The 20,676-nt window shown below is 60.8% G+C and carries 20 protein-coding genes; 7 read left to right on the top strand and 13 right to left on the bottom strand.

Annotated elements, in window-relative coordinates; all coding sequences use genetic code 11:
* Window positions 1-48: 48 nt before the first annotated feature.
* Entirely contained in the window at window positions 49-828 is a 780-nt protein-coding gene (locus ACF0H7_RS22095; RefSeq protein WP_397453982.1) for a substrate-binding periplasmic protein, read from the bottom strand.
* A gap of 162 nt (window positions 829-990) precedes the next feature.
* On the opposite strand from ACF0H7_RS22095, the gene dnaX reads away from it, so the two are divergent.
* From dnaX to ACF0H7_RS22070, 5 genes are all read left to right on the top strand, one after another.
* Window positions 991-3,105 carry a DNA polymerase III subunit gamma/tau gene (dnaX, locus tag ACF0H7_RS22090; protein ID WP_397448985.1) on the top strand — a complete coding sequence of 705 codons (2,115 nt, stop codon included), beginning with the start codon at window positions 991-993 and terminating at the stop codon, window positions 3,103-3,105.
* Between the two features lie 66 nt (window positions 3,106-3,171).
* Window positions 3,172-3,498 (top strand): YbaB/EbfC family nucleoid-associated protein, encoded by a 327-nt coding sequence (locus ACF0H7_RS22085; RefSeq protein ID WP_397448984.1) that lies wholly within the window; start codon window positions 3,172-3,174, stop codon window positions 3,496-3,498.
* Window positions 3,499-3,657: 159 nt separating this feature from the next.
* Window positions 3,658-4,692 (top strand): NADP-dependent oxidoreductase, encoded by a 1,035-nt coding sequence (locus ACF0H7_RS22080; RefSeq protein WP_397448983.1) that lies wholly within the window; start codon window positions 3,658-3,660, stop codon window positions 4,690-4,692.
* Window positions 4,693-4,753: 61 nt separating this feature from the next.
* A complete protein-coding gene (gene recR / locus ACF0H7_RS22075) occupies window positions 4,754-5,356 on the top strand; it encodes a recombination mediator RecR (RefSeq protein WP_397448982.1) in 603 nt (200 codons plus the stop codon).
* A 174-nt stretch (window positions 5,357-5,530) separates the two neighbouring features.
* The gene (locus tag ACF0H7_RS22070; RefSeq protein WP_397448981.1) at window positions 5,531-6,679 is read left to right on the top strand and encodes an acyl-CoA dehydrogenase family protein; all 1,149 of its coding nucleotides are present in this window, start codon (window positions 5,531-5,533) and stop codon (window positions 6,677-6,679) included.
* Between the two features lie 118 nt (window positions 6,680-6,797).
* Here ACF0H7_RS22070 and ACF0H7_RS22065 read toward each other — a convergent pair whose 3' ends face one another.
* Together ACF0H7_RS22065 and fnr are read right to left on the bottom strand one after the other, a co-directional pair.
* On the bottom strand, window positions 6,798-7,346 hold the full coding sequence (locus tag ACF0H7_RS22065; protein WP_397448980.1) for an adenine phosphoribosyltransferase: 549 nt from the start codon (window positions 7,344-7,346) through the stop codon (window positions 6,798-6,800).
* Window positions 7,347-7,400: 54 nt separating this feature from the next.
* Window positions 7,401-8,135, bottom strand: a complete 735-nt coding sequence (gene fnr, locus ACF0H7_RS22060; RefSeq protein WP_397448979.1) for a fumarate/nitrate reduction transcriptional regulator Fnr — start codon at window positions 8,133-8,135, stop codon at window positions 7,401-7,403.
* A gap of 58 nt (window positions 8,136-8,193) precedes the next feature.
* On the opposite strand from fnr, the gene ACF0H7_RS22055 reads away from it, so the two are divergent.
* Window positions 8,194-8,742 (top strand): hypothetical protein, encoded by a 549-nt coding sequence (locus ACF0H7_RS22055; RefSeq protein ID WP_397448978.1) that lies wholly within the window; start codon window positions 8,194-8,196, stop codon window positions 8,740-8,742.
* Between the two features lie 42 nt (window positions 8,743-8,784).
* On the opposite strand, the gene hemN is transcribed toward ACF0H7_RS22055, so the two are convergent.
* The 10 genes from hemN to ccoN form a co-directional block, all read right to left on the bottom strand.
* Entirely contained in the window at window positions 8,785-10,167 is a 1,383-nt protein-coding gene (gene hemN / locus ACF0H7_RS22050) for an oxygen-independent coproporphyrinogen III oxidase (protein WP_397448977.1), read from the bottom strand.
* 89 nt (window positions 10,168-10,256) lie between these two features.
* A complete protein-coding gene (locus ACF0H7_RS22045) occupies window positions 10,257-10,940 on the bottom strand; it encodes a sulfite exporter TauE/SafE family protein (RefSeq protein ID WP_397448976.1) in 684 nt (227 codons plus the stop codon).
* Window positions 10,933-11,151: a cbb3-type cytochrome oxidase assembly protein CcoS gene (gene ccoS, locus ACF0H7_RS22040; RefSeq protein WP_397448975.1), complete on the bottom strand. Its 219-nt coding sequence runs from the start codon at window positions 11,149-11,151 to the stop codon at window positions 10,933-10,935. Before ccoS ends, ACF0H7_RS22045 begins: the two co-directional genes overlap by 8 nt.
* Before the next feature lie 25 nt (window positions 11,152-11,176).
* The gene (locus ACF0H7_RS22035) at window positions 11,177-13,627 is read right to left on the bottom strand and encodes a heavy metal translocating P-type ATPase (protein WP_397448974.1); all 2,451 of its coding nucleotides are present in this window, start codon (window positions 13,625-13,627) and stop codon (window positions 11,177-11,179) included.
* A gap of 51 nt (window positions 13,628-13,678) precedes the next feature.
* Window positions 13,679-14,218: a FixH family protein gene (locus ACF0H7_RS22030; RefSeq protein WP_397448973.1), complete on the bottom strand. Its 540-nt coding sequence runs from the start codon at window positions 14,216-14,218 to the stop codon at window positions 13,679-13,681.
* A gap of 12 nt (window positions 14,219-14,230) precedes the next feature.
* Window positions 14,231-15,646 (bottom strand): cytochrome c oxidase accessory protein CcoG, encoded by a 1,416-nt coding sequence (ccoG, locus tag ACF0H7_RS22025; RefSeq protein WP_397448972.1) that lies wholly within the window; start codon window positions 15,644-15,646, stop codon window positions 14,231-14,233.
* A 377-nt stretch (window positions 15,647-16,023) separates the two neighbouring features.
* Window positions 16,024-16,995 carry a cytochrome-c oxidase, cbb3-type subunit III gene (gene ccoP, locus ACF0H7_RS22020; protein WP_397448971.1) on the bottom strand — a complete coding sequence of 324 codons (972 nt, stop codon included), beginning with the start codon at window positions 16,993-16,995 and terminating at the stop codon, window positions 16,024-16,026.
* Window positions 16,992-17,183 (bottom strand): cbb3-type cytochrome oxidase subunit 3, encoded by a 192-nt coding sequence (locus ACF0H7_RS22015; protein ID WP_397448970.1) that lies wholly within the window; start codon window positions 17,181-17,183, stop codon window positions 16,992-16,994. Before ACF0H7_RS22015 ends, ccoP begins: the two co-directional genes overlap by 4 nt.
* A gap of 5 nt (window positions 17,184-17,188) precedes the next feature.
* Window positions 17,189-17,797 carry a cytochrome-c oxidase, cbb3-type subunit II gene (gene ccoO, locus ACF0H7_RS22010; RefSeq protein ID WP_397448969.1) on the bottom strand — a complete coding sequence of 203 codons (609 nt, stop codon included), beginning with the start codon at window positions 17,795-17,797 and terminating at the stop codon, window positions 17,189-17,191.
* Complete coding sequence (gene ccoN, locus ACF0H7_RS22005; protein ID WP_397448968.1) at window positions 17,797-19,239, bottom strand: cytochrome-c oxidase, cbb3-type subunit I; 1,443 nt, start codon at window positions 19,237-19,239, stop codon at window positions 17,797-17,799. Before ccoN ends, ccoO begins: the two co-directional genes overlap by 1 nt.
* A 737-nt stretch (window positions 19,240-19,976) precedes the next feature.
* On the opposite strand from ccoN, the gene ACF0H7_RS22000 reads away from it, so the two are divergent.
* A complete protein-coding gene (locus tag ACF0H7_RS22000; RefSeq protein WP_397453981.1) occupies window positions 19,977-20,663 on the top strand; it encodes an alpha/beta family hydrolase in 687 nt (228 codons plus the stop codon).
* Window positions 20,664-20,676 lie beyond the last annotated feature (13 nt).

Below are 20,676 nucleotides of genomic sequence, written 5' to 3'. Positions count from 1 at the left end.
ATGCTACAGGGACGAGCGGCAAGATTTAAGTACCTGAAACGCTCTGCATTAGCGTTCTGCGGGGCTGAACTGCTCCGCTGGCAAAGAGGGTGCATCGGCGCCATAACGTTGAATGATTTGATCGATCTCCCCGGACATTTTCATTTTCAGCAGCGTGCGCAGAATCCACTGTGCCGGCACGCCCGGATCGTTGCGCACCACACAGCCGACAGGCTGCTCTTCGATGACCGATACCGCACGCAAGCGCCGCTCGGGGGGCAGGTTGCGATTGAACCAGTTCAACGACCACTCATTGCCCACCGCGTAGTGATATCGCCCAGCCACCAGCTTTCGCAGCACCAGTTCCTGGCTGCGGGCGTCTTCGCGTTTCAGTTGGTTGTTATCGAACAGGTGTTGCAGGTGAGGGTAGGTGTAGCCCAGCACGGTGCCGATGCTGTTGCCGTGCAATTGCTCGACACGCACGGGCCGGGCATTGTCTGCGGTGCTGATCAGCACGTCGCGCTGGGTCATCAGCGGCAGGCTCCAGATGTAATCACCGGACATGTTCGGCATCCAGGACTGCGCGGCGTAACAGCGCACGTCAATTTCGCCGCGTTCCAGTGCGCTCTGCACCCGCGTGCGCGCCAACACGTGGTATTCGGCCTTGCGCCCGACCTGACGTGTCAGGCTCTGGATGATGTCGAACAGAAACCCGTCCCGTGGGCCGTTGAGATCGACCTGCACCAAGGGCATCGACCAACTGTCGGCGATAGAAAAGCGCAACGGCGCCTCGGCGGCGACGCTGGAGAAACTCAGCACTAGCAACAAAACGCTCAGCAGCAGCCGCATGCGGTCCCTCGGCGTGAGCAATACGATGCCATACAGGCTGGATTTGATTTCAATACAGATCCAAATGATGAGCGTAGACACATTAAAGAAGGCACCGGATGCAATTTTGCCCTTGCTCCGCTAGCATTAGCGGTCTTCTGCTTCCAGTCGCGACGGTTTTCGATGAGTTATCAGGTTCTTGCACGTAAATGGCGTCCGCGCTCGTTCCGCGAAATGGTCGGCCAAACCCATGTGCTCAAGGCCTTGATCAATGCGCTGGACAGCCAACGACTGCACCATGCCTATTTGTTCACGGGCACTCGTGGTGTGGGTAAAACTACCATCGCGCGCATCATTGCAAAATGCCTTAATTGCGAAACAGGCATAACTTCGACGCCGTGCGGTACGTGTTCGGTCTGCCGCGAGATCGACGAAGGTCGTTTTGTCGACCTGATCGAGATCGACGCCGCGAGCCGGACCAAGGTCGAAGACACTCGCGAATTGCTCGATAACGTGCAGTACGCACCGAGCCGTGGGCGCTTCAAGGTCTATCTGATCGACGAAGTGCACATGCTCTCCAGTCACTCATTCAACGCGCTGTTGAAGACTCTGGAAGAGCCGCCGCCCTACGTCAAATTTATTCTGGCGACCACCGACCCGCAGAAACTGCCGGCGACGATTCTGTCCCGTTGCCTGCAGTTTTCCCTGAAAAACATGACACCTGAACGTGTGGTCGAGCATTTGACCCACGTACTGGGCGCTGAAAATATTCCGTTCGAAGACGATGCGCTGTGGCTGTTGGGCCGTGCTGCCGACGGTTCGATGCGCGACGCCATGAGCCTCACCGATCAGGCGATTGCCTTCGGCGAGGGCAAAGTGCTGGCTACGGATGTGCGGGCGATGCTCGGCACGCTGGACCACGGCCAGGTGTATGACGTGCTGCACGCGTTGCTCGACGGCGATGCCCGCGGGTTGCTGGAGGCGGTACGTCATCTGGCGGAGCAAGGCCCGGACTGGAACGGGGTGCTCTCGGAAATCCTCAACGTGCTGCACCGTGTGGCGATTGCCCAGGCGTTGCCTGAAGGCGTCGACAACGGTCATGGCGACCGCGACCGCGTGTTGGCCCTGGCCCAGGCGTTGCCGGCCGAAGACGTGCAGTTCTATTACCAGATGGGCCTGATCGGTCGCCGCGATTTGCCATTGGCGCCTGATCCGCGTGGTGGCTTCGAGATGGTCCTGCTGCGGATGCTGGCGTTCCGTCCGGCAGACAGCAGCGATGCCCCGAGGCAGCCGCTAAAGACAGTGGGGATCAACCCGGCCACAGTTGATTCCCGACCGTCAGTGGCCGGCGCGGCGATTGCTGCGCCGGTGGTTGCAGCCCCTGTGGTGGCTGCCGTTGCGCCTGTTGTTCCAGCTCCAGTTCCAGCACCTGCGGCTGCGGTCGTGCCTGAGCCGGCGCCGGTTGCGGAAGTCGATTTGCCGTGGAACGAGCCCAAGGTAGTGGCGCCGGTTGCCGAGCCGGAGCCGGTGGTTGAAGCGCAGATCGAGCCTGAACCTGAGCCAGAGCCATTGCTCGATACCGTGGCCGAGCAGCCAGACCTGCCGCCGATGCCGACGCCAGCACCGGCCAGCCCGGTTCCGGATGCGCCGCAAGTCGAGTCGCCAGTGGCAGCGGAGGTCGCGATACCGGCCATGCCGGAAGCGATCCAGGACGCCGTGGGTTTTGTCCCGGCACCGATGGAGCGCGACGACGAACCGCCGCCGGACGATGATTATGTCGAAGGCGAGTTGGATATCGATCCGGCGTCTTACAGTTATATGGATGAACTGGCCCACGACAGCGTGCCGGACGTGGTCGAGGCCGAGCCGTTGCCGGCGTCGATGCCCGCGACCGGTCTGGCGCTGGAGTGGCTGAACCTGTTCCCGAAACTGCCGATCTCGGGCATGACCGGCAGCATCGCCGCCAACTGTTCGTTAATCGCAGTGGACGGCGATCACTGGCTGCTGCACCTGGACCCGGCCCATAGCGCGCTGTTCAACTCGACGCAACAACGTCGCCTGAACGATGCGCTGAACCAGTTCCACGGCCGCCCGTTGACCCTGACCATCGAGCTGATCAAGCCCGAACAGGAAACCCCGGCCCAGGCCTTGTCCCGCCGTCGTCATGAGCGCCAGGGTGAAGCAGTGGCGTCGATCCATGCCGATCCGTTCATCCAACAAATGCTGCAACAGTTTGGCGCGGTGATCCGAGAGGATACGATTGAACCTGTGGACGCTCCCGTGGCTCAGACGCTTTAACTTATTTGGGTGCTGCAGTTGATGCAGCGCCCGACAAAGCCCCATCAATGTTCGAGGTGAATTCCCATGATGAAAGGTGGCATGGCTGGCCTGATGAAGCAGGCCCAGCAAATGCAGGAAAAAATGGCCAAGGCCCAGGAAGAACTGGCCAACGCTGAAGTCACTGGCCAATCGGGCGCGGGCCTGGTCAGCGTGGTGATGACCGGTCGTCATGACGTCAAGCGCATCAGCCTGGACGACAGCCTGATGCAAGAAGACAAAGAAGTCCTCGAAGACCTGATCGCCGCAGCGGTCAACGATGCCGTGCGCAAGATCGAGCAGTCCAGCCAGGAAAAGATGTCTGGCATGACCGCTGGCATGCAACTGCCGCCGGGCATGAAACTCCCGTTCTAATCGCGGTTGCGGTATACAAGAAGCCAGGCCCAGTGCCTGGCTTTTTTGTACACATTTTTTGTCAGCACCGCATACCGTGGACTCGATTCCAACCGAACGCCCACCTTCCAGCACGGTCTGCTCTATACCTGATATTCACCGATCAAGGAGCTGTTCCCGATGTCTCAAACATTGACTCTCAACCAACGCATCGTGCTGGCCTCGCGTCCGACAGGCGCACCGACGCCGGAGAATTTTCGCCTCGAGCGCGAAGCCTTGCCGGAGCTGGAAGACGGCCAGGTGCTGCTGAAAACCCTGTACCTGTCCCTCGACCCGTATATGCGCGGGCGCATGAGCGACGCGCCTTCCTATGCTGAGCCGGTGCAGGTCAACGGCGTGATGACCGGCGGTGCGGTGAGCGTGGTCGAGCAATCGCGCAATGCCCGGTTTACGGTCGGTGACCGGGTGGTTGGCATGACCGGCTGGCAGACCCACAGCATCAGCGACGGTACGCAATTGGTCTCGCTGCCCAAGGAAGTCACCCACCCGTCCATGGCCGTCGGTGTACTCGGCATGCCGGGGATGACGGCGTACATGGGCCTGATGGACATCGGCAAGCCCAAGGCGGGCGAGACCCTGGTGGTCGCGGCGGCGTCGGGGGCGGTGGGTGCGGTCGTCGGGCAAGTGGCCAAGCTCAAAGGCTTGCGTGTCGTCGGCATCGCCGGTGGTGCGGAGAAATGTCGCTACGTGGTGGATGAGCTCGGTTTCGACGCTTGCATCGATCACAAGAGCCCGAACTTTGCTGAAGAACTGGCCAAGGCCTGTGGTAACGGCATCGACATCTACTTCGAACTGGTGGGTGGCAAGATCTTTGAGGCGGTGTTGCCCTTGATCAACCCCCGGGCACGGATTCCGCTGTGTGGTTTGATCGCGCAGTACAACGCCCCGGCGCTGCCGGAAGGCATCAACTACCTGCCGCTGCTGATGCGCACCATGCTGACCAAGCGCGCGCGGGTTCAGGGTTTTATCGTGTTTGAGGAATACGGTGATCGCCATGAAGAATTTTTGGCGGCGATGGTGCCGCTGGTCAACAGCGGCAAAATCAAGTTCCTCGAGGACGTGGTCGAGGGCCTGGAAAATGCGCCCGAGGCCTTTATCGGCCTGCTGGAAGGGCGCAACTTCGGCAAGTTGGTGGTGAAGGTCGCCGACGCTTGAATTGACGCTAACCGGAGGCGCGGGTATAAACCGCGTCTCGTTGTTTTGTCGGACCTTTCTCATGAGCTTCAGCCCCCTGATTCGCCAATTGATCGATGCCTTGCGCACGTTGCCCGGTGTTGGTCAGAAAACCGCCCAGCGCATGGCGCTGCAATTGCTGGAGCGCGATCGCAGTGGTGGCTCGCGCCTGGCGCTGGCCTTGAGTCAGGCGATGGAAGGCGTCGGCCATTGCCGGCAATGCCGCACCTTGACCGAAGACGACCTGTGCCCACAGTGCTCGGACACCCGTCGCGACGACACGTTGTTGTGTGTGGTCGAAGGTCCGATGGATGTGTACGCAGTCGAGCAGACCGGCTTCCGCGGCCGTTATTTCGTGCTCAAGGGCCACCTGTCGCCACTGGACGGTCTCGGCCCGGAAGCCATCGGCATTCCGCAGTTGTTAACGCGCATCGAAGCGCAGGGCACTTTCACCGAAATCATCCTCGCCACCAACCCGACGGTGGAGGGCGAAGCCACCGCGCACTACATCGCCCAGTTGCTCAGCGATAAAGGCCTGATCACCTCACGCATCGCCCACGGCGTGCCATTGGGTGGCGAGCTGGAACTGGTCGACGGCGGCACCCTGGCGCATTCGTTCGCCGGGCGTAAGCCGATGGTGTTGTAGTCATACAACGCTCGTCCTGTAGGAGCTGCCGCAGGCTGCGATAAGGCCGGAACGACCGTCCGGCCGTCGGTTCGCAGCCTGCGGCAGCTCCTACAAGGGATCGTGAGTCACCCCCCCCTTGCAAACCAAGCAAGCGCTCGGTAAGTTCGCTGGACCCTTCAGTGGAGCGCGCCGATGTCTGACTGTCAGGAATATTTCGACCCTCACCACCAACTGATCCGCGATGCCGTGCGGCGTTTCGTCGAGCGCGAGATTTTGCCCTTTGTCGATGAGTGGGAAGAGGCCGAAGGCTTTCCCCGCGAGTTGTACCTGAAGGCCGGCGCTGCCGGGATTCTCGGCATCGGCTACCCCGAAGCGTTCGGTGGCAGTCATGAAGGTGACGTGTTCGCCAAGGTTGCCGCGAGTGAAGAGCTGATGCGCTGCGGCTCCGGCGGGCTGGTGGCGGGGTTGGGCTCGCTCGATATCGGTTTGCCGCCGGTCGTGAAGTGGGCGCAGCCGGTGGTGCGCGAGCGGGTGGTGCCGCAAGTGCTGAGTGGCGAAAAGATCATGGCGCTGGCGATCACTGAACCTGGCGGCGGCTCCGACGTGGCCAATCTGCAGACCCGCGCGGTGCGCGACGGCGATTATTATCGGGTCAACGGCAGCAAAACCTTCATCACCAGCGGCGTCCGCGCCGATTACTACACCGTCGCCGTGCGCACCGGCGAGCCGGGGTTCGCCGGCATCAGTCTGTTACTGATGGAGAAAGGCACGCCGGGTTTCACCGTCGGTCGACAGCTGAAGAAAATGGGCTGGTGGGCGTCAGACACCGCCGAGTTGTTTTTCGAAGACTGTCGGGTGCCGGTGGGTCACTTGATCGGTGCCGAAAACATGGGGTTTGCCTGCATCATGGGCAATTTCCAGAGCGAACGCCTGGCCTTGGCGCTGATGGCCAACATGACCTCGCAACTGGCGCTGGAGCAAAGCCTGGACTGGGCGCGGCAACGTGAAGCGTTCGGCAAGCCGATCAGTAAATTCCAGGTGCTCAAGCATCGACTGGCGGAAATGGCCACGCAACTGGAAGTGTCCCGCGAATTCACCTATCGCCAGGCGGCGAAGATGGCGGCGGGGAAAAGCGTGATCAAGGAAATTTCCATGGCCAAGAACGTCGCGGCTGACACGGCGGACCGGATCACCTACGACGCGGTGCAGATCCTCGGTGGCGCGGGTTACATGCGCGAAAGCCTGGTGGAGCGCCTGTACCGGGACAATCGCATCCTCTCCATTGGTGGCGGCACCCGTGAAGTGATGAATGAGATTATTGCCAGGCAGATGGGGCTTTGAATCAGGGCTGACATGCACATCATCTGTAGGAGCTGCCGCAGGCTGCGATTGGCCTCAAAACGCGGCGACCGCTTCGCGCTCTATCGCAGCCTTCGGCAGCTCCTACAGGGAATGGCTATTACATATCAGTCAACGCAAAGTTGGTCAGGCAGAAGGTCGGAATCGACATGTCTTCCAGACGCTGCGAGCCGCCCAGTTCCGGCAGGTCGATGATCGCTGCGGCTTCGTAGACGCGGGCGCCCATGCGGCGGATCAGGTTGGCAGCGGCGATCAGCGTGCCACCGGTGGCGATCAGGTCATCGAACATGATCACCGAGTCGCCGTCGCACAGGCTGTCAGCGTGGACTTCCAGGTAGGCCTTTCCGTATTCAGTCTCGTAAGCCTCGGACAGCACGTCAGCCGGCAGCTTGCCTTGCTTGCGGAACAGGATCAGCGGCTTGTTCAGCTCATAGGCAATGATCGAACCGATCAGGAAACCCCGCGCATCCATGGCACCGATATGGGTGAATTCGGCCTCGATGTAGCGCTGCACGAAGCTGTCGATCACCAGACGCAAGGCCTTGGGCGATTGGAACAGCGGGGTGATGTCGCGAAAGATCACGCCCGGCTTGGGGAAGTCCACGACCGGACGGATAAGGGATTTGAAGCTGAATTCGTCGAAAATCATCAAGGACATCCTGAGGCTTGTTAGCGGTGGCTAGTCTACCGCGCCGCCGCGCAGTCAGCCATCCAGCGAACCACCGGCCAGCGCGCAAAGCTGGATCGGGTCGAGAATATGAATCTCTTTGCCCTCGGCGGCGATCAGTTCGCTGCTCTGGAAACGAGTGAACACCCGCGACACGGTTTCCACCGCCAGGCCGAGGAAGTTGCCGATCTCATTGCGCGACATGCTCAGGCGGAACTGATTGGCCGAGAACCCCCGCGCGCGGAACCGCGCCGACAAGTTGACCAGAAAGGTAGCGATGCGCTCGTCGGCGGTCTTTTTCGACAGCAACAACATCATTTGCTGGTCATCGCGGATTTCGCGGCTCATCACCCGCATCAACTGCCGGCGAAGTTGCGGCAATTGCGCCGAGAGATCATCCAGGCGTTCGAAGGGGATTTCGCACACGGAGGTGGTTTCCAGCACTTGCGCCGATACCGGGTAGGATTCGGTGTCCATGCCTGACAGCCCAACCAGCTCGCTCGGCAAGTGAAAGCCGGTGATCTGCTCTTCACCACCGTCACTCAGGCTAAAGGTCTTCAATGCCCCGGAGCGCACCGCGTAGACCGAACCAAATGCATCGCCCTGGCGGAACAGAAACTCGCCTTTCTTCAATGGACGGCCGCGCTTGACGATGTCATCGAGGGCGTCCATGTCTTCCAGGTTCAGGGACAGTGGCAAGCACAGCGGCGCCAAGCTGCAATCCTTGCAATGAGCCTGGTTGGGCGCGCGCACTTTGACGGGCTCGGACATCATTCAGATCCTTGTGATAAGAACACACATAAAGTGTAAGGGTAACCCGACCTATGCGTTGTCGACCAGCGCGAAAACGTTGCTTTTAGCCATCAAGTTTTGTGTATCGCCGCCGATACAAAAAACATTGCATACCCTGCCAGGAGCGCTCTGCATGCTATCGGTCAATCTCACTACAAATACCGGCGTTGGTTTTCAAGCAGCTACTGCGCAAACGAAGGCTGCTGCGGCCGCTGAAACCAACCCACTGGGTGATGCGCCGGCGGCAGGGGTGAAGGTCGACCTGTCCACTGCGGGGATTGCCAAGTCCAAGGCCGCCCAGCCAAGCGATGACGACACTGCCAACCCGGTCAAAGTTCTGGAAAAGCGCATCAAAGAAATCCAGAAACAGATGGCTGAGCTCCAGGCCCGGTTGCAAGCGATCGAAGCCAACAAGCATCTCACTGTGGACCAAAAACAAGCTGAGGCCGGTGCTGTCCAGTCTCAACTGGCTCAATTGAGTTCGGCCCTGGGCGCCGCCACCACAGCCTTGGCCAAACTGATCGAGCAACAGGCACAGAACGCCGCGAACAAAGGATCTGCAGCGGCTGTCTCGACACCGACCTAAGGGGTTCAGGTCCATTGCCCTTGGTGATCAAGGGCGCAGGGTTCAAATCACCCGCGAAAAAAGCTGGCGATTGTGTGGGTTCAAGTACACATCGAACACCATACACACCGATCGCACCAGCAGGCGTCCCGCCGGCAATACCCGAATCTCTCGCGCGTCGATTTCGATCAGGCCATCGCTGGCCATGGTCTCGAGCTGCGGCCATAGCTCATGGAAGTATCCTCTGAAGTCGATGTTGAACGCGTACTCGATGCCGGCCATGTTCAGGCTGAAATGGCAGATCAACTGCTGAATCACCGCACGGCGCAGGCGATCATCGGCGCTGCAGTGCAGGCCGCGTTTGGTCGCCAGTTGATCGCTGGCCAGTAGCGTCTGGTAGTCGTTCAGATCGTTGCTGTTCTGGCTGTACAGATCACCCACCTGACTGATCGCCGACACCCCAAGACCGATCAAATCGCAATGACCATGAGTGGTGTAGCCCTGGAAATTGCGCTGCAGCGTCGACTCTTCCTGGGCGATGGCCAGTTCATCGTCGGGCAGGGCGAAATGGTCCATGCCGATGTAGCGATAACCAGCGGCGGTCAGTTGCTCAATCGTGCGTTGCAACATTTCCAGTTTCTGCCCGGGGCCGGGCAACTCCGCACTGTTGATTCGCCGTTGCGGCATAAAGCGTTCTGGCAGGTGCGCGTAGTTGAACACCGACAGGCGATCCGGTTGCAGCGCGATCATTTCATCCACGGTGTGGGCAAACGAGGTCGGCGTCTGTTTCGGCAAGCCGTAGATCAGGTCGATGTTCAGTGAGCGGAATTGCAGGGTGCGCGCGGCCTCGATGATCGCTCGGGTTTCGTCCAGGCTTTGCAGGCGATTGACCGCCCGCTGGACCTGCGGATCAAGGTCTTGCACGCCGACACTGATCCGATTGAAACCCAACTCACGCAACAGGCCCATGGTCGACCAATCGGCTTCCCGGGGGTCGATCTCGATGCCGTAATCGCCGGAATCGTCGTCGAGCAGGTTGAACTGTTTGCGCAACTGGGCCATGAGCTGGCGCAATTCGTCGTGGCTGAGAAAGGTCGGCGTGCCACCGCCCAGGTGCAGTTGCTCGACGATCTGCCGAGGATCGAGGTGGCAGGCGATCATCTGGAATTCCTGTTCCAGGCGCTGCAAATACGGCTGAGAGCGCCCGCGATCCTTGGTGATGACTTTGTTGCAGCCGCAGTAGTAGCAAATGTTGGCGCAGAACGGCACGTGCACGTACAGCGACAGCGGGCGCAGCGCCTTGCGGCTGTCGCGCAACGCGTGCAGCAGGTCGAAAGCGCCGACCCGGGTATTGAATTGCACGGCAGTGGGATAGGAGGTGTAGCGCGGCCCCGCCAGGTCGTAGCGGCGGATCAGATCGGAATCCCAACGAATGGTGTCGAGCATGGGCAGATGTTCCCGAAGCGTCTGGCGATGCTTGCGAGTCTAAAGTGCCGTCGTTCAAAGCATCTTGACCTGCATCAACAGGTGCGCAGTCAGTGGCCCATCAACCAATGCTGATGCGGCCCCGGCATCGTCCACAGACCAAACAGTATCACCAACACGCCACCGGCCATGCGCACGCCGCGCTTGCGCAGCAGGGCAGTGGTGCGTTCGGCGGCGAGCCCGGTTGCCAGCAACACCGGCCAGGTGCCGAGACCGAAGGCGAGCATCAGCAGCGCGCTGTCGAGCGCATTGCCCTGGCTGGCCGACCAAAGCAAGGTGCTGTACACCAGCCCGCACGGCAACCAGCCCCACAACGCGCCGAGCAGCAAGGCACGCGGCACGCTGGACACCGGCAACATGCGGCTGGCCACCGGCTGGATATACCGCCACAGGCCGCGTCCGAGGCTTTCGATGCGCGTCAGGCCGCTCCACCAGCCGGCCAGGTACAAGCCCATGGCGATCAACAGCAGTGCGGCGATCACCCGCATGATCATCGCCCCAGGGCTGTTGGCCACCGCCCAGCCCGCCAGGCCGATCAGCAAACCGGCAGTGGTATAGCTGAGGATTCGCCCCAGGTTGTAAGCCAGCAGCAGACGAAAGCGGCGGCTGCGCTGCTCCTTGGGGATGGCCAGAGTCAGCGCGCCCATCAGCCCGCCGCACATGCCCAGGCAATGACCACCGCCCAACAGACCGAGAATGACTGCTGACACCAGCAGCGGTGCCAGTTCAAGCATGGGGAGGGGCCTCGTCCGGTTTTTCGTTTTTGGCGTGCTGGACTTCTTCCACGGCCGCCTTGTGCTGTGGGTCTTGATCGTCGAACAGAATGCTGTGGGCCGGGCCGTCGAGGTCGTCGTATTGGCCGCTGTCCACCGCCCAGAAGAAGATGTAAACGGCGATCGCGACGATCAGCAGCGCCGCTGGAATCATCACATACAAAGCCGGCATGGAGCCTCCAAAGCCCGGTGCCGAATCACGTCGGCAGCAGGCGGGTGTGCAGGGCGGTGGGCGCGGCTTGCAAGCCTTTCATGCGAGTCAGGCGCAGGGCATTGAGGACCACCGTCAACGAACTGATGGACATGCCGACCGCCGCCCAGATCGGAGTGATCCAGCCCAGGGCCACGAACGGCAACATGAGGCCATTGTACAGCGCCGCCCACAACAGGTTCTCGATGATCACGCGCCGCGTGCGCCGCGCCAGACTGAACGCGTGCACCAGCGCCTGCAAGCGGTTGGACAACAGCACCGCGTCGGCGCTGGTCTTGGCCAGGTCGGTGGCCGAGCCCATGGCCACACTGATGTCGGCTGCCGCCAGCACCGGTACGTCATTGACCCCGTCGCCGAGCATCAACACCTTGCGACCCTGAGCGTGCAGGGCGCGGAGCATTTCCAGTTTGTCGTCGGGACGCAGGCCGCCGTGGGCCTCGTCGATACCGAGTTCGGCGGCGACGCTGGCGACCATCGGCGAGCTGTCGCCGGACAGCAACAGCGTCCTCCAGCCACGGGCCTTGCAGGCTTGCAGCAAGTCGAAGGCATCGGCGCGCAGACGGTCGTCGAGGACGATCCACGCCAGTGCGCCCTGATGGTCGCCGAGTAACAGCCATTGACCCGCTTCGTCAGGCGTTGGCGGCAACGCGCAGGCGCTGAGTTCGCAGACGAACGCCGGCTGGCCGATGCGCAAGCGTTGCTCACCGACCACGCCTTCCAGGCCCAGCCCCGGTGTGCTGTGTACGTCTTCGGCGGCCACCGGGGCACGACCGAAGGCGCGGGCGATGGGGTGTTCGGAGCGGTTTTCCAGCGCAGCGGCGAGGCTCAGGCAGGCATCGGCGTTCAACTCGCGCAACGGCCGGATCGCACGCAAGGCCAGACGGCCTTCGGTGAGGGTGCCGGTCTTGTCGAAGATCACCGTGTCGATCTGGTTCAAACCCTCCAGCACATGCCCGCGGGTCAGCAGCAACCCGAGTTTGTGCAGGGTGCCGGTGGCCGCAGTCAGCGCCGTGGGGGTCGCCAGTGACAAGGCGCAGGGGCAGGTCGCAACCAGCATTGCCAGCACAATCCAGAACGCGCGCGCAGGATCGATCTGCCACCAGATCAGGCCGATCACGGCGGCGAAGATCAACGACAGAATCAGGAACCATTGCGCGGCACGGTCGGCGATTTCCGCCAGGCGGGGTTTTTCGGCCTGAGCGCGTTCCAGCAGGCGCACGATGGCTGACAGGCGGGTGTCATGACCCAGCGCCAGCACCTGCACGGTTAGCGCACCTTCGACATTCAGCGTGCCCGCGGTCACGTGGTCGCCGACGGTGCGCGGTTGCGGCAGGTATTCGCCGGTCAGCACTGATTCGTCGACGCTGGAATGGCCTTCGACAATCTTGCCGTCAGCCGGCAGCACCGCGCCGGGATGCACTAGCACCCGATCAGCCAGTTTCAATTCACTGAGCAGGATACGTTCGCTTTGGCCATCGGCACTGAGTCGCAGGCAGGAGGCGGGTAACAGGTTGACCAGTTGTGCGGTGGCGGCCGCCGTGCGTTCGCGGGCACGCCGTTCCAGATAACGGCCCGCCAGCAGGAACAGCGCAAACATGCCGACCGCGTCGAAATACAGTTCGCCGACTCCGGTGACGGCGGTCCAGATCCCGGCCAGATAAGCGCTGCCGATGGCCAGCGACACCGAGACGTCCATGGTCAGGTGCCGAGTGCGCAGGTCGCGCAGGGCACCGCGAAAGAATGGCGCGCAGCTGTAGAACACGATGGGTGTAGTCAGAAACATCGCCACCCAGCGCAGGATAACGTGCAGCTCGGGGCTGAGGTCAATGTTGAATTCCGGCCAGGTGGCCATAGTCGCCATCATCGCCTGGAACCACAGCAGGCCGGCCAGCCCCAGTTGGCGCAGGGCTGTGCGGTTCTCGCTGGCCAGTTGCTCGGCGGCGCGATCGGCCTGATAGGGGTGGGCGGCGTAGCCGATATGGCGCAACTCGCTGAGCACCTGGCTCAGCGCCAGATCGCTGTCGGCCCAGCGCACGTGCAGGCGATGGTTGGACAGGTTGAGGTGAGCCTCGGCCACGGCCGGCAAGCTGCGCAGGTGACGCTCGATGAGCCAGCCACAGGCGGCGCAGCTGATGCCCTCCATCATCAGGGTGGCTTCGGCCAACCCGCCATCGTGGCGCACGTAAGGCGCCTGCACGTCGGGGCGGTCATACAGTGCCAGTTCGTCGAGCAGTTGCACCGGCAGCGCTTCGGGGTTGGCCGAGGCTTCGCTGCGATGGCGGTAATAACTGTCCAATCCACCCGCGACTATCGCCTCCGCCACCGCCTGACACCCCGGGCAGCACAGCTCGCGGGTTTCCCCGAGCACGACGGCGGTGAAGCGGCTACCGGCCGGAACCGGGAGCGCGCAGTGGTAGCAGGGGATGGGTGAGGTCATGGGGATTCAGTCGAGGATTGACATTGCCTTGTAGGAGCGGGCCTTTACAGTTTAGTTTTTCGGGTCTTCCTGGCCTTGCAACGGCTCATCGCCGAGGGTCAGGTCCTGATCATGGTTGATCTGTTCTTCTTCGAACAAACGCCAGGTCTGGCCTTGTTCTTCGCCAAGGATTTCAACGAAACGCCGGCCTTCGACCTTGTCCGCCATCTGGCCGACGTAACGTCCCGGCTCACTGGCGCTGCGGGCCAGGATTATCTTGCGATCCTTCTCTGGCTGGGTCGGCGAAATCAGGTTCAGCTCCAGGGTTTGCGGCTGGCTTTCCCCGGTCAGGCGCAGGCTGGCTTCATTGGTCTGTTCGTTGAGCTGAACGGTGGCGTGCATTTTCATGCCTTGCGCCAGCAGTTCACGGTCCAGCGAGCGGTTGATGCCTTTGCCGGCCTCGTAGTAGTTGTCGTTGACCAGGTTGTCCGGGTGGCTCACCGCAATGGTGACCATCGACAGGGTCAAGGTCACCGAACAGGCCAGAATTCCGATGATGATCCATGGCCAAAGGTGCTTGTACCAAGGGCTGGTGGCGGTTGCTGCTGGCATGAATAACGTCTCTTAACGAATTTGTGGGCCGATGAAGCGGCTCTTGGCCTGAACCTGGGAGCCAGTGTTATCGGCGTCCTTGAGGCTGAAAATCACCTCGTTGGTGCTCGACGGCAGCTTGTCCGGTGCGCTGGATAACTCGATCGGCGAGCTGAAGATCTCACCGGCCGGCACCTTGAACTCGCGACGACCCTGAAGCTTCAGGTCCGGCAGGCCGGTGGCGTCGAGTACATAGGTGTGGTCGACCTGATCCTTGTTCATGATCTTCAGGCTGTATACGTTCTCGATTCGCCCTTCGGCGTTTTCCCGGTACAGCACGCGGTCCTTGCTGATGTCGAAGCCTACCAGCGAGCGCATGAAGAAGGCACCGATCAGCACGCCGATCATTACCATCAACACCAGCGCATAACCAATCAGGCGCGGACGCAGCTTGTTGGTCTTCTGCCCCGACAGGTTGTGCTCGGTGGTGTAGCTGATCAGGCCGCGCGGGTAGTTCATCTTGTCCATGATGTTATCGCAGGCATCGATACAGGCCGCGCAGCCGATGCACTCGATTTGCAGGCCGTCGCGGATGTCGATGCCGGTTGGACAGACTTGTACGCACATCGTGCAGTCGATGCAATCGCCCAGGCCCTGGGCCTTGTAGTCGACTTCCTTCTTGCGCGTGCCACGTTTCTCACCGCGCCGCGGGTCGTAGGACACGATCAAGGTGTCCTTGTCGAACATCACGCTCTGGAAGCGCGCGTACGGGCACATGTAGATACACACTTGCTCGCGCAACCAGCCGGCATTGCCGTAGGTGGCGAGGGTGAAGAAACCGACCCAGAAATAGGCCCAGCCGTCGGCCTGCCCGGTGAAGAATTCGATCGTCAGTTCGCGGATGGGTGCGAAGTAGCCGACGAAGGTCAAGCCGGTGACGAAACCGATAATCAACCACAGGCTGTGCTTGCTCAGCTTGCGCAGCAGCTTGTTGGCGGACATCGTCGCCTTGTCCAGCTTCATGCGTTGGTTGCGGTCACCCTCGGTGACTTTCTCGCACCACATGTAGATCCAGGTCCAGACGCTTTGTGGGCAGGTGTAGCCGCACCAGACTCGCCCGGCGTACACGGTGATGAAGAACAGGCCGAAGGCGCTGATGATCAGAATGCCGGACAGCAGGATGAAGTCCTGCGGCCAGAAGGTGGCGCCGAAAATGTAGAACTTGCGCTCCGGCAGGTTCCACCAGACAGCCTGGTGGCCGCCCCAATTAAGCCACACCGTGCCGAAGTACATCAGGAACAGAAAGGCGCCACCGGCCATGCGCAGGTTACGAAACAGCCCGGTGAAAGCACGGGTGTAGATTTTTTCGCGCGACGCGTAGAGATCGACCGTGTTGCTGTCGTTTTTTGGGGGCGGCGTGATGTTGTGTACCGGAATCTGGTTGCTCATTAGTGCGTCCCACGGCAGGGGGAAAATGCCTCAGTCAGTACATGCCGACTGGGGTCAAAAAGTAATGTTGCCCAGACCTCAATGATACGCCTGTCGCTCTAGCCCAAGGGTGTGACCGTTGGTCGCGTTGGGTCCGGGTTAACGTGTTTCGACAGATGAATTATGGCCGGTTTTGGCAGGCAAGCCCGTCCTTACGGAAGATTGCAGCACTCTGTAGGAGCGAACTTGTTCGCGAGGCGGCTTTCCTGATACACCGCGTACCGTTGCTCGCCAACAAGTTGGCTCCTACAGCGAATCGAATTTCATCCTTTTAGAACCAAAACGGCCCTGCCAATCGTCGCTGGCAGGGCCGTTGTTTGTTGCATCAAGTGTCGGCCTTACTCCGCAGCTTTCTCGCCATGCGACAGGCTGTAGACGTAAGCGGCCAGCAGGTGAACCTTGTCGTTGCCTTGCAGCAGTTCCTGGGCAGGCATCTGGCCCTGACGGCCGTAACGGATGGTCTGCTGCAGTTGGGCAAAGCTCGAACCGTAGATGAACGCCGCCGGGTGGGTCAGGTTAGGCGCGCCCATCGCGGGGGTGCCTTTACCTTCCGGACCGTGGCAGGCCACGCAGTTGGTGGCGAAGATCTTCTGCCCGGCAACCGGATCGGCGTTGGCGTCTTCCGGCAGCTTGCGACCATCCAGTTGCGTGGTGACGAACGCCGCGACATCACGTACGCCCTGATCGCCAATCACCGGACCCCAGGCAGGCATGACCGCGTGGCGGCCACCCATGATGGTGGTCTTGATGGTTTGTGGATCACCGCCCCAACGCCAGTCTTCGTCAGTCAGGTTAGGGAAGCCGTAAGCACCCTTGGCGTCGGAACCGTGGCAGACCGAACAGTTGGAGGCGAACAGACGGCCCCCCATTTTCAGCGCCTGTGGATCCTTGGCCACTTCTTCAATCGGCATCGACGCGAACTTGGCGAAGATCGGACCGAAGCGAGCGTCCGAACGGGCCATTTCCTTTTCCCATTCGTGCACGCCAGTCCAACCGGTCTGGCCATTGGCAAACGCGGTCTTCTTGTCGTTGTCCAGGTAACCGTAGCCCGGCAGCAGGCCTTTCCAGTTGCCCAGGCCCGGGTACAACACCAGGTAGCCCAAGGCGAAGATGATGGTGCCGACGAACAGCATGAACCACCATTTCGGCAACGGGTTGTCGTACTCCTCGATCCCGTCGAAGGAGTGGCCCACGGTTTCTTCCGTTGATTCGCTGCGCTGGCCCTTGCGGGTCGACAACAGCAGCCAGGTCAGGCAGAAGATGGTACCCAAACTGAGGACTGTGACGTACAGACTCCAGAAAGTAGTCATTCGTTGTTACTCCTAGAAGCTTGCGCTTGCTCGACGTGCTTGATGGCTTCGGGATCATCCGCGAAGGGCAGCATGGTCGCCTCGTCGAACTCAGACTTGCGTCGCCCGCTGAATACCCACAGCGCCAGACCGATAAAGGCCACCATCACAACGACGGTGCCCAGGCCTCGAATCATCCCGATATCCATCAAAATCACCGTTTGCTTTTGATGATGGTGCCCAGACCTTGCAGGTAGGCAACCAACGCGTCCATTTCAGTTTTGCCCTTCACGGCAGCGCTTGCACCGGCAATATCTTCGTCGGTGTAAGGGACGCCGAGGGTGCGCAAGACTTCCATTTTTTTCCCGGTGTCCTTGCCGTCGAGCTTGTTTTCCACCAGGAACGGGTACGCCGGCATTTTCGACTCAGGCACCACGTTGCGCGGGTTGTACAGGTGCGCGCGGTGCCAGTCATCGGAGTAACGACCGCCGACACGGGCAAGGTCCGGGCCGGTGCGTTTGGAACCCCACAGGAACGGGTGGTCCCAAACGCTCTCACCAGCGACCGAGTAGTGGCCATAGCGTTCGGTTTCAGCACGGAACGGACGAATCATCTGCGAGTGGCAGCCGACACAACCGTTGGCGATGAAGATGTCGCGGCCTTCCAGTTCCAGGGCCGGGCGTGGCTTCATGCCTTCGACCGGCTTGTTGGTCACGTCCTGGAAGAACAGGGGGACGATCTGGGTCAGGCCGCCAACGCTGACGGCGATGACCATGAAGAAGGCCAGCAGGCCAATATTCTTCTCGACGACTTCGTGTCTCATCAGTGAGCTCCCACTACAGCGATCTGAGCGGCGGCTTCAGCTTCAGCCGGGTTCGAGGCGCGGACCGTACGGAACACGTTGTACGCCATGAACAGCATGCCGCTGGCGAAGAATGCACCGCCCAGGGCACGGACGATGTAGCCAGGATGGCTGGCCTGCAAGGCTTCCACGAAGGAGTAGGTGAGGGTGCCGTCATCGTTGATCGCACGCCACATCAGGCCCTGAGTGATGCCATTGACCCACATCGACGCGATGTAGAGCACGGTACCGATGGTTGCCAGCCAGAAGTGCGCGTTGATCAGGCCGACGCTGTGCATCTGCGGACGACCGAAGACTTTCGGGATCATGTGGTACAGCGCGCCGATGGAAATCATCGCCACCCAACCCAAAGCACCGGCGTGTACGTGGCCGATGGTCCAGTCCGTGTAGTGCGACAGCGAGTTGACGGTCTTGATCGCCATCATCGGCCCTTCGAAGGTCGACATGCCGTAGAACGCCAGCGAGACCACGAGGAAGCGCAGGATCGGGTCGGTGCGCAATTTATGCCAGGCGCCCGAGAGGGTCATCATGCCGTTGATCATCCCGCCCCAGCTTGGCGCCAGCAGAATAATCGACATCGCCATGCCCAGCGACTGCGCCCAGTCCGGCAGCGCGGTGTAGTGCAGGTGGTGCGGACCGGCCCAGATGTACAGGGTGATCAGCGCCCAGAAGTGCACGATGGACAAGCGATACGAGTAGATCGGACGCTCGGCCTGCTTCGGCACGAAGTAGTACATCATCCCCAGGAAGCCGGTGGTCAGGAAGAAACCTACCGCGTTATGGCCGTACCACCACTGGATCATGGCGTCGGTCGCGCCCGAGTAGGCGGAGTAGGACTTGAAGAACGACACCGGCAGCGAGGCGTGGTTGACGATGTGCAGCATCGCCGTCACGACGATGAACGCGCCGTAGAACCAGTTACCCACATAGATGTGCTTGGTCTTGCGCTTGACGATGGTGCCGAAAAACACCGCACCGTAAGTGACCCAGACAATGGCCAGCAAAATGGCGAGAGGCCATTCCAGTTCGGCATATTCCTTGGTCGTGGTGTAGCCCAGCGGCAACGTGACGATCGCGCCGACGATCACTGCCTGCCATCCCCAGAAGTGGAAGGCTGCCATGCTGTCGGAGATCAGTCGCGTCTGGCAGGTGCGCTGCACGACATAGTAGGAAGTGGCAAAAAGTGCACAGCCACCAAAGGCGAAAATCACCAGGTTTGTGTGCAAGGGTCGCAGGCGTCCAAATGTCGTCCATGGCAGGCCAAGGTTCAGTTCTGGCCAGACAAGCTGTGACGCGATAAAGACACCGAGGCCCATGCCAAGGATCCCCCAGACCACCGTCATGATGGCGAACTGGCGGACTACCTTATAGTTATAAGCAGTCGGACTGATTGCTGTGCTCATTCTAAGGTTCCACGGTTGGAGTGTTTTTTTGGAATAAAAAGCGGTCGCAAGTATGGAGAAAGCAGGTATCCATTGCAACGCGGCCAACCCCTTGCAAATGCTTCCTAAAGCTGATTCTGCGGACCTTCCAGCGTGCTCAGGTGGCCATTTGGTACCCTGAAAAAACGCTGTAGTGGACTAAAAAGTCGCGGGTTGCAGGCAGGTGAAATGTAGCGGGCAAAACGCGAGACTACACGCAGAAACCAAAGGCGGCGGACGCAAGCCGTTGTAAATGAGCCTTTGACGCTGGTTGTCGGGCCAATTGCACAGCGCATTCGAATCACATGACCTGTGGTCCACGGTTGGCAGTCCACTCTGCGAGGAAGCTTAGTCCCGAATGTCTGTAACGGGAAGTCAGAGCGCAGAAGGGTGCGACACTTGGTCGCGAAAAAAATTGTAAGCGGCGCTTCTGTCACAGGCACCGGCGTTGAGCACCCGGCAGCCGCCCGCGACCCCTCGTGCAGCGGGGGTAAACCGCTGACCGATGCGTCCGACAAACCCGCTGCGAATACAGGCCGAGGCCAGGCGCAGGCGATAAAATCACCGCGTCCGAGCCCGACAATTTTTCGCGCCCTCGGCATAATGTGCCCTCGACGGATCGCCTGAGCGCCGGCGGCGCTGTTCGCAGTGTTCATTCAAGCGTGTTCCTGTCTCGCGAGTTCCGGGTGAGAGGCATGCAGATCAACATCGAGGTAAGCATGAGCAAAGGGCAAACAGCCGGTATTGACGAGGATCAATGTGCGCGACTGGCGCAGGAAAAAGGTTGGTTATGGAATGCCGCGCAGAAACCGGCCACGGCCAGCGCACCGACCCTGATCCTCGCACATGGCGCCGGCGCACCGATGGACAGCGATTTCATGAATGACATGGTCGAGCGCCTGAGCGTGCGGGGCATCAACCTGCTGCGATTCGAGTTTCCTTATATGGCGCAGCGCCGCAGCGGCGGCGGCAAACGCCCACCCAATCCCCAAGTGCAATTGCTCGATAGCTGGCGGCAGGTGTATGCGCAGGTGCGGCCTCTGCTCAGTGGCCGCCTGGCCATCGGTGGCAAATCCATGGGCGGGCGCATGGCCAGCCTGCTGGCAGACGAGTTGGGCGCCGACGCCCTGGTATGCCTGGGCTACCCGTTTTATGCCATCGGCAAGCCGGAGAAACCACGCACCGAGCACTTGGCCAGCCTGAAAACCCCAACCCTGATCGTGCAGGGTGAGTCGGACGCGTTGGGCAATCGGCAGACCGTGGACGGCTACACACTGTCCGAGCACATCGAAGTGCTGTGGTTGCCCTCGGGTAATCACGACCTCAAGCCGCTGAAAGTGTCTGGCTTCACCCTGGAGCAGCACCTGAATACCTGCGCCGATAACGTGGCTGCGTTTCTCTCCTGACGCACAAAAGGCA

Source organism: Pseudomonas sp. NA-150 (genome assembly GCF_044336365.1).
In the GTDB taxonomy this organism is placed as follows: Bacteria; Pseudomonadota; Gammaproteobacteria; order Pseudomonadales; family Pseudomonadaceae; genus Aquipseudomonas.
Note: the sequence above shows the minus strand (reverse complement) of the source record. Positions and strands in the feature narration are given on the sequence as shown.